Origin of the sequence: Ancylobacter sp. G4_0304, assembly GCF_047501495.1 — a bacterium.
In the GTDB taxonomy this organism is placed as follows: domain Bacteria; phylum Pseudomonadota; class Alphaproteobacteria; order Rhizobiales; family Xanthobacteraceae; genus Ancylobacter.
In genome coordinates, this window is the sequence record NZ_JAZDRM010000001.1 from 47,051 (window position 1) to 61,440 (window position 14,390).

At 70.5% G+C, this 14,390-nt stretch carries 12 protein-coding genes; 7 read left to right on the plus strand and 5 right to left on the minus strand.

The window, feature by feature from the left end; genetic code table 11:
* The first annotated feature begins 51 nt into the window (after positions 1-51).
* Positions 52-2,541, plus strand: a complete 2,490-nt coding sequence (gene hrpB, locus VRZ77_RS00215) for an ATP-dependent helicase HrpB (protein WP_414590699.1) — start codon at positions 52-54, stop codon at positions 2,539-2,541.
* A 154-nt stretch (positions 2,542-2,695) separates the two neighbouring features.
* Positions 2,696-3,088, plus strand: coding sequence for a hypothetical protein (locus VRZ77_RS00220; RefSeq protein ID WP_414590700.1), 393 nt, complete (start codon positions 2,696-2,698; stop codon positions 3,086-3,088).
* A 147-nt stretch (positions 3,089-3,235) separates the two neighbouring features.
* Here the strand turns inward: VRZ77_RS00220 and VRZ77_RS00225 are convergent, their stop codons facing one another.
* Positions 3,236-4,549, minus strand: a complete 1,314-nt coding sequence (locus tag VRZ77_RS00225; RefSeq protein ID WP_414590701.1) for a hemolysin family protein — start codon at positions 4,547-4,549, stop codon at positions 3,236-3,238.
* Positions 4,550-4,705: 156 nt separating this feature from the next.
* On the opposite strand from VRZ77_RS00225, the gene aroC reads away from it, so the two are divergent.
* The 4 genes from aroC to VRZ77_RS00245 all read left to right on the plus strand — a co-directional run bounded on the left by aroC (position 4,706) and on the right by VRZ77_RS00245 (position 8,777).
* Positions 4,706-5,818: a chorismate synthase gene (gene aroC, locus VRZ77_RS00230; RefSeq protein ID WP_414590702.1), complete on the plus strand. Its 1,113-nt coding sequence runs from the start codon at positions 4,706-4,708 to the stop codon at positions 5,816-5,818.
* Between the two features lie 17 nt (positions 5,819-5,835).
* Positions 5,836-6,384 carry an adenylate kinase gene (locus VRZ77_RS00235; RefSeq protein WP_414590703.1) on the plus strand — a complete coding sequence of 183 codons (549 nt, stop codon included), beginning with the start codon at positions 5,836-5,838 and terminating at the stop codon, positions 6,382-6,384.
* Between the two features lie 93 nt (positions 6,385-6,477).
* Complete coding sequence (ribB, locus tag VRZ77_RS00240; RefSeq protein WP_414590704.1) at positions 6,478-7,782, plus strand: 3,4-dihydroxy-2-butanone-4-phosphate synthase; 1,305 nt, start codon at positions 6,478-6,480, stop codon at positions 7,780-7,782.
* Between the two features lie 149 nt (positions 7,783-7,931).
* A complete protein-coding gene (locus VRZ77_RS00245; RefSeq protein ID WP_414590705.1) occupies positions 7,932-8,777 on the plus strand; it encodes a DUF1194 domain-containing protein in 846 nt (281 codons plus the stop codon).
* A 39-nt stretch (positions 8,778-8,816) separates the two neighbouring features.
* Here VRZ77_RS00245 and VRZ77_RS00250 read toward each other — a convergent pair whose 3' ends face one another.
* Complete coding sequence (locus VRZ77_RS00250) at positions 8,817-9,383, minus strand: DUF4142 domain-containing protein (protein ID WP_414590706.1); 567 nt, start codon at positions 9,381-9,383, stop codon at positions 8,817-8,819.
* A gap of 72 nt (positions 9,384-9,455) precedes the next feature.
* Positions 9,456-10,709, minus strand: a complete 1,254-nt coding sequence (locus VRZ77_RS00255) for a class I SAM-dependent RNA methyltransferase (protein WP_414590880.1) — start codon at positions 10,707-10,709, stop codon at positions 9,456-9,458.
* A gap of 215 nt (positions 10,710-10,924) precedes the next feature.
* Between VRZ77_RS00255 and VRZ77_RS00260 the strand changes: the two genes are divergently transcribed.
* Positions 10,925-11,461, plus strand: a complete 537-nt coding sequence (locus VRZ77_RS00260) for a DUF1097 domain-containing protein (protein WP_414590707.1) — start codon at positions 10,925-10,927, stop codon at positions 11,459-11,461.
* A gap of 17 nt (positions 11,462-11,478) precedes the next feature.
* Here the strand turns inward: VRZ77_RS00260 and VRZ77_RS00265 are convergent, their stop codons facing one another.
* Complete coding sequence (locus VRZ77_RS00265) at positions 11,479-12,228, minus strand: TlyA family RNA methyltransferase (protein ID WP_414590708.1); 750 nt, start codon at positions 12,226-12,228, stop codon at positions 11,479-11,481.
* Between the two features lie 9 nt (positions 12,229-12,237).
* Complete coding sequence (gene dxs, locus VRZ77_RS00270) at positions 12,238-14,196, minus strand: 1-deoxy-D-xylulose-5-phosphate synthase (protein WP_414590709.1); 1,959 nt, start codon at positions 14,194-14,196, stop codon at positions 12,238-12,240.
* Positions 14,197-14,390: the final 194 nt, after the last annotated feature.

Below are 14,390 nucleotides of genomic sequence, written 5' to 3' on the forward strand. Positions count from 1 at the left end.
GCCCGCATGCGCCGGCTATCCCGAGCGCCGACGCCATTGTATGGCCTCACCATGCCCCCCGTCCCTCTCTCCCCCCTCCCCATCGACGACGCCCTGCCCGCGCTCACCCACGCGCTGCGGGCACGCAGCCGCGCGGTGCTGGTGGCGCCGCCGGGGGCGGGGAAGACCACGCGGGTGCCGCTCGCGCTGCTGGGCGAGCCCTGGGTGAAGGGGGGCAAGATCCTTGTGCTGGAGCCGCGCCGCATCGCCGCGCGCGCCGCCGCCGAGCGCATGGCGGCTACGCTCGGTGAGACCGCCGGGGAGACGGTCGGCTACCGCGCCCGCTTCGGCACCAGGGTCAGCCGCGCCACGCGGATCGAGGTGATCACCGAGGGCATCTTTACCCGCATGATCGTCGACGACCCGGAGCTCACCGGCATCGCCGCCGTGCTGTTCGACGAGTTTCACGAGCGCAGCCTCGACGCCGATCTCGGCCTCGCCCTCGCCCTTGAGGCGCAATCGGCGCTGCGCGAGGATCTGCGCCTGCTGGTGATGTCGGCGACGCTCGACGGCGCGCGGGTGGCGCGGCTTCTCGGTGAGGCGCCGGTGATCGAGAGCGAGGGCCGGGCCTTTCCGGTCGAGACCCGTTATGCCGGCCGCGATCCCCGCAGCCCCATCGACCGGCAGATGGCGGACACGATTGCCCGCGCGCTACGCGCGGATGCCGGCTCGGTGCTGGCATTCCTTCCCGGCACTTCGGAAATCCGCCGCACCGAGCGGGCCTTGCGCGAAGCATTGGCCGACCCCTCCGTCGACATCGCTCCGCTCTATGGCGCGCTCTCGCCGGCCGAGCAGGACCGGGCGATCGCGCCCTCGCCCAAAGGCCGGCGCAAGGTGGTGCTCGCCACCTCGATCGCCGAGACCAGCCTCACCATCGAGGATGTGCGGATCGTGGTCGACAGCGGGCTGGCGCGGGTGCCGCGCTTCGAGCCCGGCGTCGGGCTCACCCGGCTGGAGACGGTGCGCGTCTCGCGGGCGGCGGCCGACCAGCGGCGCGGGCGCGCCGGCCGTACCGCGCCGGGCATTTGCTGGCGGCTGTGGAACGAGGCGGAGACGATGAGCCTGCCGGCCTATGCCACGCCGGAAATCCTTTCCGCCGACCTGTCCCGCCTCGTGCTCGACCTCGCGATCTGGGGCGTGAGCGACCCCGCGGCCCTCGCCTTTCTCGATCCCCCGCCCGAGGCGGCGGTGAAGGAGGCGCGGGCGCTGCTGCGCCTGCTCGGCGCCTTCGATGGCGAGGGCCGGGTCACCCCGCTCGGCCGCGCCATGGCCCGGCTGCCGCTGGAGCCGCGCCTCGCCCGCATGGTGATCGAGGGCGCGCGACGCGGAGCGGCCGATGACGCCGCGCTGATCGCCGCCATCGTCTCCGAGCGCGGGCTGGGCGGCGACGGGCTCGACCTCGCGCACCGGCTCGACGGGCTGGCGCGCGACCGCTCGCGCCGGGCGGACGAGGCGCGCCGGCTGGCGGGGCGGTGGGCACAAGAGGCGGCGCGGGTGGTGGAGCGGGAGACCGGGCCGGCGCCTTCCATTTCCGGCGCGCCCGCCGCGCTGCTGGCGCTCGCCTTCCCGGACCGGCTGGCGCGCGGGCGCGGCGACGGGCGGCGCTTCGTGCTGGCCAACGGGCGCGGCGCGGCGATCGACCCCGCCTCGCCGCTCGCCCGCGCGCGCTTTCTCGCCATCGCCGAACTCACCGGCACGGCCGAGGAGGCCCGCATCGTGCTGGCGAGCGAGCTGAGCGAGGCCGATATCGAGGCCGAATTCGGCGATCGGATCACCGAGGGCACGGAGACGAGCTTCGACGCCGCCGCCGGCGCCCTGCGCGCCCGGCATGTCCGCCGGCTCGGCGCGCTGGTGCTGGCCGAGCGCACCGCGCGCGTCGAGGCCGGGCCGCAGGCGGCGGCGGCGCTGGCCCGCGCGGCGGCGGGCCACGGCATCGCTCGGCTCGGCTTTTCCGACGCGCAGCGGCAATGGCTGGACCGGGTGCGCTTCCTGCACGCGCGCGATCCGGCCGTGTGGCCGGACCTCTCCGACGAGCGGCTGGCCGAGAACGCCGAAGACTGGCTGGCGCTGGAGCTAATGGGGCTGACCGCGCTCGGCCAGATCGACGCGCAGGTGCTGGGCCGGGCGCTCGGCGGCCTGCTGCCGTGGGAGCTGTCGCGCCGGCTTGAGGAGGAGGCGCCGACCCATGTCGAGGTGCCGACCGGCTCGCGCCTGCCGATCGACTATGCCGCCGAGGGCGGGCCGCTGCTCGCCGTGCGGGTGCAGGAACTGTTCGGGCTCGGCACGCACCCGGCCATCGCGCAGGGCCGGGTGCCGCTGACGCTGGCGCTGCTCTCCCCCGCGCACCGGCCGATCCAGATGACGCGCGACCTTCCCGCATTCTGGGCCGGCTCCTGGCGCGACGTACGCGCCGAGATGCGCGGGCGCTACCCGCGCCATCCCTGGCCGGAAGACCCGGCAAACGCCGAACCCACCCGCCGGGCCAAGCCGCGCGGGACGTGAGCGGGGTCGGACGTGAGCGGTGGGGTGACCCTGCGCGGGCCACCTTTCCAGTGAGCCATGTGCTGCCGGCCGATGTCTTGCCAGAACCGACTCCGGCAACAGCCGCGTTCAGGCGGGGAGAGGGCGAGCAAGCGTAAAGCGGCCCGGCGCCGGCATGGTTAACACCGCGCAAACAGAGCCGAAGCATTCCGCCCGGCGCGACGGCAAAACATTAACCACGGACAAAGACGCCGTCGCCTCCGGCAGCGTTTTAACGCCCGGTCAACGTCTCGGGCTCAGGGTGCTCGGCAATAAAACCTGTCCTCGGGCAGATGTTTCAGTAGTCGAGCGCAAGCAGAGTATCGCGATGAGCAACTGGGTGGACAGGGACCTGTCTCAGCGTCGGCGCAGCGCCGCCGTCCGCCGTCCCCACGGCACCGGGCTGGAATACGGCCTGATCGCCGCCGCGCTCGCCGTGGCCATCGTCACCGTGGTCGCCGGGCTGAGCGCCCGCTATGGCGTCACCGACACCCGCGCCGGCGAAACCGTGCAGCGCGTCCTGCGCTAATGGTGCGCCCCGGGGTTCAGGCCCGCAGAGCGATCCCCGACACCTGAGAGCATTGTCGGCACACTCCGGGTCACCGGAAATGCTTTAAGAATCTGATTTTACGTAATTATTTTCACAAAATCGGGATACGCTTTTGCGGGAGCTGCTCTAGAGCGGCGCTCGACGGCGCGGGGAGACGGCGCGCGAAACCAGCAGCTTGTCGATGCGCCGCCCGTCCATGTCCACCACCTCGAAACGCCAGCCCTTGGCCTCGAAGCTCATGCCCTCGTGCGGCAGCGCCTTGAGTTCATAGAGCGCATAGCCCGCCGCGGTGTGGAAGCCGGCGTCGTGGGGAACGGCGATGCCGAGCTGGTCGGCCAGCTCGTCGATCGGCGTCGCGCCAGCGATCAGGAAGCTGCCATCGGCGCGCTCCACCACATGCGGGCTGGAATGGCCGGCATCATCGGTCACCACGGTTCCGGCAATCGCGTCGAGCAGGTCGGCCGGGGTCAGCACGCCCACCATGGAGCCGTATTCGTCCACCACCAGCGCCAGCGGCGTCTGGGCGTGGCGCAGGAGCTTCATCGCGTCGAGCGCGCCGGCGGTCTCCACCAGCACCGCCGCCGGCTTCACGAATTCGCGCGGGTCCGGCGTGCGCCCGTCGAGATAGGCTTCCAAGAGGTCGCGGCTGTCGATGACGCCGACGCTCTCCTCCGGCGTGCCCTCGCAGGCCGGCATGCGGGTGTAACGCGTCTCGCGGATGGTCTTGCGCACGGTGTCGGGATCGTCGGTGAGGTCGATCCACTCGACATCGGTACGCGGCGTCATCACTGCACGCACCGGACGATCGGCGAGGCGCATCACGCCCGCGATCATGCGGCGCTCCTCGGGGTCGATGATGCCGGCGGTCTCGGCCTCCGCGACGATGGCGCGGATTTCCTCGTCCGTGACGTTGTTCTCGCCGGCCTTGCCATGCTCGCCGAGCAGGCGCAGCACCAGGCGCGACGACATGTCGAGCGCCCACACCGCCGGGGCGGAGACCCGCGACAGCAGCAGCATCAGCGGCGCCACCAGGCTGGCGAGCTTTTCCGGGCTCTGCAGCGCCAGCCGCTTGGGGATCAGTTCGCCGATGATCAGCGACACATAGGTGATGGCCGCCACCACCAGCGTATAGCCCAGGCCGTCGGCGAGGCGCGGGGCCATGCCCTGCTCCTTCAGCCAGGCGCTGAGCATGTCGCCCAGGGTGGCGCCGGAGAAGGCGCCGGCCAGGATGCCGATCAGCGTGATGCCGATCTGCACGGTGGAGAGGAAGCGGCCGGGGTCGGCGGCGAGCTGGAGCGCGATACGCGCGCCCGCCGATCCATTGTCCGCCATGGAGCGCAGACGCGCCGGGCGCGATGACACGACGGAGAGCTCGGCCATGGCGAGAACGCCGTTGATCAGCACGAGCAGGAGGACGACAGCGATTTCAAATAAGGGCATTGGGCCTGAGGAGGACAACCTTGTGTCGGCACTATGTAGCACGGATGAGCGGTTTCGCCACAATTGGCTGTCGCGGGCGGCGGCGGGGCGGGTTTGACGCCCGTGCCCAAGCCGCCTAGAAGCGCCCCGATCCTTCTGTCTCGGGCGGCGGTCACCATGTCCTTCAACACCTTCGGCCAGATGTTCCGCGTCACCACCTTCGGCGAGAGCCATGGCGTGGCGATCGGCGGCGTGATCGACGGCTGCCCGCCCGGCCTTACCTTCCGGGTGGAGGACGTGCAGGCCGCGCTCGACCGGCGCCGGCCGGGCACCTCGCGCTTCACCACCCAGCGCCGCGAGCCGGACGAGGTGAAAATCCTCTCCGGCGTGCTCACGAGCGAGGACGGCACGCTGACCTCCACCGGCACGCCGATCGGTTTCCTGATCGAGAATGTCGACCAGCGCTCCAAGGACTATTCGGCGATTTCCGAGAGCTACCGCCCCGGCCACGCCGATTACGCCTATGACGTGAAATACGGCCTGCGCGACCATCGCGGCGGCGGGCGCTCCTCGGCGCGCGAGACCGCGGTGCGCGTCGCGGCCGGGGCGATCGCCCGCCTCGTGCTGCCCGGCGTCACCGTGCGCGGCGCGCTGGTGCAGATGGGCGAGATCACCATCGACCGCGCCAATTGGGACGACGAGGAGATCGGCCGCAACCCGTTCTTCTGCCCGGATGCCGAGGCGGCGGCGCGGATGGAGAGCTATCTCGACGGCATCCGCAAATCCGGCTCCTCGGTCGGCGCGGTGATCGAGATCGTCGCCGAGGGCGTGCCGCCGGGCCTTGGCGCCCCGATCTACGGCAAGCTCGATGCCGACCTTGCAGCCGCGCTGATGAGCATCAACGCGGTGAAGGGCGTGGAGATCGGCGAGGGCTTCGCCTCCGCCGCCCTGACCGGCGAGAACAATGCCGACGAGATGCGGATGGGCAATGACGGGCGCCCGGTGTTCCTCGCCAACCATGCCGGCGGCATTCTCGGCGGCATCTCCACCGGGCAGCCGGTGGTGGCGCGCTTCGCGGTGAAGCCGACCTCCTCGATCCTCACCCCGCGCCAGACCGTGACCCGCCACGGCGAGAACGCCGACATCGTGACCAAGGGCCGCCACGACCCGTGCGTCGGCATCCGCGCGGTGCCGGTGGGCGAGGCGATGGTCGCCTGCGTGCTGGCCGATCATTTCCTGCGCAACCGTGGCCAGGTCGGCACCCCGCCGCAATGGCCCTTCCCGCGCTGACGTCTACGGGGACGGGCGTGCCGGCGCCGCGGCTCTATTTCACAGGCGCCTCCTGCGCCGGCGTGACCACGCTCGGGCGCGCCGTCGCCGCGCGGCTCGGCCTGCGCCATGTCGATGTCGACGCGTTCTACTGGGCGCCGACCGACCCACCCTACACGGTGAAGAATCCGCCGGAACGGCGCGTGGCGGGGATCGCCGACGCGCTGGGCAGCGGCGGCTGGGTGCTGACCGGCGCGTTCGACGGCTGGGGCGACGCGCTGATCGCCGACGTCGATCTGACCGTCTTCGTCGCCGCCGATACCGCCCTGCGCATGGAGCGGCTGGCGGCGCGCGAGCGCCAGCGCCACGGCGCGCGGATCGAGCCCGGCGGCGACATGCACGCGGCGCACCTCGCGTTCCGGCGCTGGGCGGAGGGCTACGACACGCCCGGCTTCAACGGCCGCAACCGCGCGCGCCACGAGGCGTGGCTGGCGCGGCAACGAGCGCCCGTGCTGCGCGTGAACGGCGCCGATCCCCTCGACGATCTGGTGGCGCGGGTGATCGACGCGCTCCCGGGAACGGCCTGAAGCGGCGACTGTGCCCCGCTGCAATTTCAGTATTGCTGAAATTGTCCCTGCCCTTCATTGCCACTGAAGCGGCGTCGTCCTATGGTCCGGGGCATGAAACTCGCGGACTGGCTTCAGACCACCGGCACGACCCGCAGCGCCTTTGCGCGCGCGGTCGGCCTGTCGCCCGCCAGCATCACCGCGCTGTGCAAGGACCAGCAGGCCTGGATCTCGCGGGAAGCCGGCGCGCGCATCGCCGCCGCCACGGGCGGCGCGGTGACGCCAAACGACTTCCTCGGGCTCGATATCGGTGAGGTGACGAACATGAGCGATAATCTGGCGAGCCGTGTCGAGGCCGCGATCGAAGCCTTCAAGCGCGGCGAGATGCTGGTGGTCACCGACGATGACGACCGCGAGAACGAGGGCGACCTGATCGTCGCCGCGCAGTTCGCCACCCCGGAGAAGATGGCTTTTATCGTGCGCCACACCTCCGGCATCGTGTGCACCCCTCTCACCGCCGAGCACGCCAAGCGACTGCGCCTGTCGCCGATGGTGAACGACAACGACGCCCCCCACTCCACCGCCTTCACCATTTCCGTCGACTACAAGCACGGCACCACCACCGGCATTTCCGCCGAGGACCGCACCGCCACCGTGCGCGGCCTCGCCAATTCCAATGCCGGCGCCGCCGATTTCGTGCGCCCCGGCCACATCTTCCCTCTGATCGCCCGCGAGGGCGGCGTGCTGATGCGCTCGGGCCATACCGAAGCGGCGGTCGACCTGTGCAAGCTCGCCGGGCTGGAGCCGGTCGGCGTGATCTGCGAGCTGGTGAACGACGACGGCACGGTGATGCGCGGGCCGAAGGTCACCGACTTCGCGAGCACCCACAACCTCACCCGCATCTCGGTGGCCGACCTGATCGCCTATCGCCAGGTGCGTGAGAAGCTGGTGACGCGCGCCGCCGAGTTCTCCGCGCCCACCGTGGTGGGCGAGATGCACGGCATTTCCTATGTCACCCCGTTCGAGCCGGTGAACCACCTCGCGCTGGTGCATGGCCGGATCGGCGACGGGCGCGATGTGCTGGTGCGCCTGCACCGCGCCGACCCGATCGGCGACGTGTTCACCGGCGGCAGGGCGATCCGCGCCTCGCTGGAGCGCATCAAGGCCGAAGGGCGCGGCGTGCTGGTCTATCTGCGCGATGGCACCGCCGGCGTGCCGGTCACCAGCGTCGGCGAGACCGACAAGATGGATTCCTCGCGGCTGCGCGACGAGCAGTGGCGCGAGGTCGGGCTCGGCGCGCAGATCCTCAGGGACCTCGGCATCTCGTCGATTCGCCTGCTGGCCTCGCGCCATCGCACCTATGTCGGCGTCGCCGGCTTCGGCATCGAGATCACCGGCACCGAGACACTGGACGGCTGAGCCCGCACCCCGGCACCGGCGCTCACGCGAATGGCATAAGCCGCGCCGCCCTGCCCGCAATTTCGGCTTCTGGCGACCTGCCCGCCGTGTCACCATCCTTCGTGACGGTTTCCTGACATGTCGGGGACCCGTCACCGATGGAGGTGGCGATGCCGTATGTGCGTTCGTGGCTGCTCCTGTTGGCGATGCTGTCCACCGCGTGGACGGCTTCCGGCGCGTGGTCGAGCCGCGCGCAGGCGGCCGGGCCCAAGGACGCCGGGCAAAAGACGGCGCAGGTCGATGTCGAGCTGGTGCTCGCGGTCGACGTTTCCTACTCCATGGACCTCGACGAGCTGGCGCTGCAGCGCGACGGCTATATCGCCGCCGTCACCTCCGAGGAATTCCTCAACGCGCTCAAGCTCGGCCCGAACGGGCGCGTCGCCATGGCCTATGTGGAATGGGCGGGCTCGGACGAGCAGAAGCTGGTGGTGGACTGGACCGTGGTCGGCAATGCCGACGAGGCCGCGCGCTTCGCCGACGCCATCCGGCAGGCGCCGCTGCGCCGGGTCTACCGCACCTCGATCTCCGGCGCGATCGAGTTCAGCGCGACGCTGATCGAGGCGAATGCCTTCAAGGGGCTGAGGCGCGTCATCGACATTTCCGGCGACGGCACCAACAATCAGGGCCCGATGGTCGACCTCGCCCGCGACGAGGCGGTGAAGCGCGGCATCACCATCAACGGGCTGCCGCTGATCCTGAAGGAGCCGGCGGGCTCGATGCTCGATATCCCGCAGCTCGACATCTATTACGAGGACTGCGTGATCGGCGGGCCGGGCGCCTTCGTCATCCCGGTGCGCGGCACGCACGAATTCGCCACCGCGATCAAGACCAAGCTGGTGCTGGAAATCGCCGGGGTGAAACCGCCGCCCGAGCAGATCGTCCACTATGCCAGCGACGAGAAGCGCGTCTCCTGCACCATCGGCGAGCGCATGTGGATGGAACGCTGGGGGAATTGAGGGGACGGCGGGCGCCCCCTCTCCCGTCGCGGCACGCGGCTATTTCTTGAGCGCAGCCGCCAGCTCGTAGCACATGGCCAGATGCATCTGGATGGTGGGGAGGGTCGCCTTTGCGAAGGACTTCATCACCGGATTGGCGCCGCCCTTGGCGTAGCCGGCGAACAGCCCGACCGCGGCCTGGTGTCCCTTGGTCTGGGCGGCGACATATTCGGCCTCGAAGGCCGGCCCATAGGTGCCGCGCAGCTTCACCATGATCGCGTCGAGATCGGCGCCGAGGCCGGAGGGCGGCGTGATGCCGGTATCGGCCTTGGCCAGCGCGGCGACGAAATTCTTGCCGATCTGCGTGTGGTCCTCGACCATCTTGGAGGCGAAGGCGCGGATCTTCGGATTGAAACTCTTCAGCAGCGCGAGCCGGCTCGAATTGATCTCGAACTGGTTGGCGGCCGCAGCGGTGTCGACGAAGGCGGCGGTCGAGGGCACCTTGGCGGCGGCCGCCAGCGCCTGCGGGGTCGGCCCGGCCGTGGACGACATGGTCATGGTTTCAGCGCGCACGCAGGTCGTCCCCACGACCAGAGCGATGGCCGAGGCATACAGCAGAACCTTCATGGGTTCCTCCCGATTTTATAAGGCGAGGCGTATCCTTGCCCGTCTTGGGCAAACGCGCCAGCGGATTCGCGCTCAGCGCCGGAACACGCCGACCAGCTCGACATGGGTCGAGTAGAGGAACTGATCGACCGGGGTCACGCTCTCCAGCCGGTAGCCGCCGTCCACCAGCAGCCGCGCGTCGCGGGCGAAGGTCGCGGGGTCGCAGGACACGCCGATCACCAGCGGCACCTTCGAGGCTGCCAGCTGGCGGGCCTGCGCTTCCGCGCCCTGTCGCGGGGGATCGAACACCACCGCGTCAAAGGCCTTCAGCTCCATCGGCAACAGCGGCCGGCGGAACAGGTCGCGGGTCTCCGCCGCGACCGGCTTGAGTCCGCTGGTGCCGCGCACCGCCTTCGCCAGCGCCTCGACCGCGCCGGCATGGGATTCGAACGCGCCGACGCGGGCGATCTCGGCGAGCCGCAAGGCAAAAGTGCCGACGCCGCAGAACAGATCCGCGACATGCTTCGCCTTCGCCACCGTCACCGCCGAAAGCACCGCCTGCGCCAGCACCGCCTCGCCCTCGGCCGTGGCCTGGAGGAACGAGCCGGGCGGCAGCGCGACACGGGCGCGGCCCATGGTCAGCACCGGCGGCTCGCGCTGCAGCACAAGTTCGCCATGGCGGGTGAGCCGCGCCAGCCGATGCTCGCCGGCGAGCCGCGCCAGCATGGCGACGCGCGCGGGCTTCAGCGGGCCGGAGCCGCGTACATCCATGTCGAGCCCGGTCTCGGTGGCGGTGACCTGGATGTCGAGCGGCTTCGCCACCGGGGCCAGCGCTTGCGCCACCGCCCAGGCGGCCGGCAGCGCTCCCGCCAGCGACGGGGCGAGGATCGGGCAGGCATCGATGGCGACCACGGCATGGCTGCGCCGGCCGGCGAAGCCGACCGCCAGTACATCCTGCCCCTTCGGCGCGGAACCGCCGGTGCCGCGCGCATGGAAGGTGGCGCGGCGGCGGCCCTCGCCATGGGCGGCGACCAGCGCGGCGACCGGCGGCTCCAGCCCCTCGCGGGCGAGCGCCTCGACCACCAGCGCGCGCTTCCACTGCCGATAGGGCTCGGACTGCCAGTGCTGAAAGCTGCAGCCTCCGCACAGGCCGACATGGCGGCAGACCGGCTCCACCCGCTCCGCGCTCGGCTCCAGCACCGCGAGCAGCCGGCCGCGATCGCCCTCGCGCTCCACCTCGACCCGCTCGCCGGGCAAGGCGAGCGGCACATAGACCGGCCCTTCGGGTGTGTCGGCAATGGCGTCGCCACGATGGCCGAGCCGGGCGATTTCGAGCTGGGCAACGATCATTTGGGGAGCACCGCTGATATGAGGCATGGCATATTATGTATTGAACAAATATTGACGTGCGACAACTTATCACTCGATACGCAATCACATGGCGATTGCATCAGACTGTTGTAGTGTTCGGCAGGCTGATTCCTATTTTTCAAACGGACAGCCTCGTTTACTTAGCACGCGCACATAATAATAAGCCTTGAGCGCAACGCAAAGGGGGAAACATGTCGCTTATCTCAGCCTTAGCCATAAGCGTTGGAGTATTGGGGGGCGTTGCCACCTGGCTGTTCCTCGGACCGCTCGGCGGCGGCCTGCAAATCTGGGCCGCCTTCATCGCCTGGGCCTGCTTCTTCCACTGCGGAGGCAAGGAGGCCGGGTTCAAAGCCACCGTCATGGCGAATGTCGCCGGCGCGGTGATGGCGTGGCTGACGCTGCTGGCGGTCAGTCGCGGCGGGCTGGGCGAAAGCCTCGGCCTGCCGGTCTGGGCCGGCATCTGCGTCGGCGTCGGCGTGCTGGTGATGATCCTGCTCGCCAACTTGCCGGCCTTCGCCGCGATTCCGGCGATGGTCTACGGCTATGCCGCCACCGCGGGCTACGCGCTGCTGGCGGCCGACGGCCTTGCCAAGCTGACCGAGGCCAGCCTCGCCAACCCGCTGGCGACGATCATCCTCTCGATGATCGCCGGCGCGGCGCTGGGCTATGTCTCGGAGAAGCTCGCCACGGCACTGGTCGGCAGCGCGCCGGCCCGTCGCCCCGCATGAGAGCCGCGCGGGCGGCGTCATGTCGCCCGCGCCGCCACCAGAAGGAATTCCTCATTGCCGTCGCCGCCGGCGATGGGCGAGGCGAGGCGCTGCGAGACGGTCCAGCCGAGTTCGGCAAGCAGCGCTTCGATCCGCGCGACGGCGCCGGCCCGTGCATCGGCATCCCTGACAATGCCGCCCTTGGAGAGTTGAGCGCGGCCGACCTCGAATTGCGGCTTCACCAGCGCCACCAGCCGGGCGTCAGCGCCGGCATGGGCCAGCGCGGCCGGCAGCACGGCGCCGAGGCCGATGAAGCTGACATCGATGGTAACGATATCGGCCGCCGGGATCGAGCCGGGGGCAAGCGTGCGGATATCGGTCTCCTCCAGCGACACCACGCGCGGATCGCCGCGCAGCCGGGCGTGGAGCTGGTCGCGCCCGACATCCACCGCGTGGACCCGGACGGCGCCGCGCGCCAGCAGCACCTGCGTAAAGCCGCCAGTGGAGGCGCCGACATCGAGCGCCTCAAGACCGGTGACGTCGAGCCCGGCGGCATCGAGCGCGGCTTCCAGCTTGAGGCCGGCGCGGGACACCCATTCATAGGCCTCGCGCGCCTCGATATTGGCGGCGGGGTCGATCATGTCGGAGGGCTTGACCAAAGGCCGGCCAGCGACGCGCACCAGCCCGGCGGCAATCGCGGCCTGCGCGCGGGCCCGGCTGTCGAACAGGCCGCGCGCCACCAGAACGCGGTCAGCGCGCTCGCGTGCCGGACTGTCCTGCGCCGCCACGACCGGCCGTCAGCCCAGCAGCGCGGCGGGCACGGCCGTGCCGGCGCTAACTCCGCCCGCGCCGAGGCCGAGCGTGCCGAGCACACCGCGCACGATGCCATCCGTATCGAGGCCGGCCGCCTTGAGCTGCGCGGCGGGGGTGTCGTGATCGAGGAAACGGTCGGGCAGGTGCAGCGTGCGCACCTTGAGCCCGCGCGCCAGAGCGCCCTCTTCCGCAAGCAGGGTCAGCACATGGCTGCCGAAGCCGCCAATGGCGCCCTCCTCCACCGTGACCAGCACCTCATGCTCGCGGGCGAGCCGCAGGATCAGCTCGCGGTCCAGCGGTTTGGCAAAGCGGGCATCGGCCACCGTGGTCGACAGGCCGAAGCCGCCGAGCTGCTCGGCGGCGGCAAGGCAGGGGGCGAGCCGGGTGCCGAGCGACAGCAGCGCGACCTTGGTGCCCTCGCGCACGATGCGCCCGCGCCCGATCTCCAGCGGCACGCCGTGGGCGGGACGCTCGGCGCCGACACCCTCGCCGCGCGGGTAGCGGAAGGCGATCGGGCCCTCGTCATAGGCGCTCGCGGTGGCGACCATGTGGACCAGCTCGGCCTCGTCGGCCGCCGCCATCACCACCATGCCCGGCAGACAGGCCAGCATCGGCACGTCGAACGCCCCGACATGGGTCGCGCCATCCGCGCCCACCAGCCCGGCGCGGTCGATGGCGAAGCGCACGGGCAGGCGCTGGATCGCCACGTCGTGCACGATCTGGTCATAGGCCCGCTGCAGGAAGGTGGAATAGAGCGCGCAGAACGGCTTGTAGCCCTCGGTCGCCAGCCCGGCGGCGAAGGTCACCGCGTGCTGTTCGGCGATGCCGACATCGAAGCTGCGCTCGGGGAATTCGCGGGCGAACAGGTCGAGCCCGGTGCCGGCCGGCATGGCGGCGTTGATGGCGACGATCCTGTCGTCGCGCCGCGCCTCGTCGACGAGGCTCTCGGCGAACACCGAGGTGTAGCTCGGGGCGTTGGACACCGCTTTCTTCTGCGTGCCGGTGGCGACGTCGAAGCGCTGCACGCCGTGATATTTGTCGGCCGACGCCTCGGCGGGCGGGTAGCCCTTGCCCTTCTGGGTGACGACATGGACCAGGATCGGCCCCGCCTCGGAATCGCGCACATTGCGCAGGACCGGGAGCAGATGATCGAGATTGTGCCCGTCGATCGGGCCGACATAATAGAAGCCCAGCTCCTCGAACAGCGTGCCGCCGGTCCAGAAGCCGCGCGCGAACTCCTCCGCCCGCGCCGCCTGCCGGCCGAAGAATTTCGGCAGATTGCCGGCGAGCTGCTTGGCGGTTTCGCGCAGGGAGCGGTAGGTGCGCCCGGACAGCAGGCGGGCGAGATAGGCCGACATCGCGCCCACCGGCGGGGCGATCGACATGTCGTTGTCGTTGAGGATGACGATGAGGCGCGAATCCATCGCCCCGGCATTGTTCATCGCCTCATAGGCCATGCCCGCCGACATCGCGCCGTCGCCGATGACGCAGACCACGTTGCGCCGCCCCGCCTCCGGGTCGAGCGCGGCCTGGAGATCGCGCGCGACCGCCATGCCGAGGCCGGCGGAGATCGAGGTCGAGGAATGGCCGGCGCCGAACGGGTCGTAGGCGCTCTCGGCACGGTTGGTGAAGCCGGAAAGTCCCGTGCCCATGCGCAGCGTGCGGATGCGCTCGCGCCGCCCGGTCAGAATCTTGTGCGGGTAGCACTGATGGCCGACATCCCAGATCAGCCGGTCATGAGGCGTATCAAAGACGTGATGCAGCGCGACGGTAAGCTCCACCACGCCGAGCCCCGCGCCCAGATGCCCGCCGGTGACGGACACGGCGTCGATGGTCTCCTCGCGCAGCTCGGCCGCGAGCTGTGGCAGCTTCTCGTCGGACAGCCGACGCAGGTCGGCCGGCTCACGGATCGTATCGAGGAGCGGCGTCGAGGGGCGGGTCAAGAATGTCTCCGGTCTATCGCCCAGTCCCATAAGCAAGATGGGGGCCTTTGGGCGAAGGTCAACGGCATACACAATGCGTCCCCGCCGCGCAACGCGCGGGCGCACCCCGGCGTGCCGGTGCGCGATACCGCCGGCCGCCGCCCTTGCGTCAAACCGCATGTGGAGACCGGCGCCGGCAGCGGCGCAAAGATTGG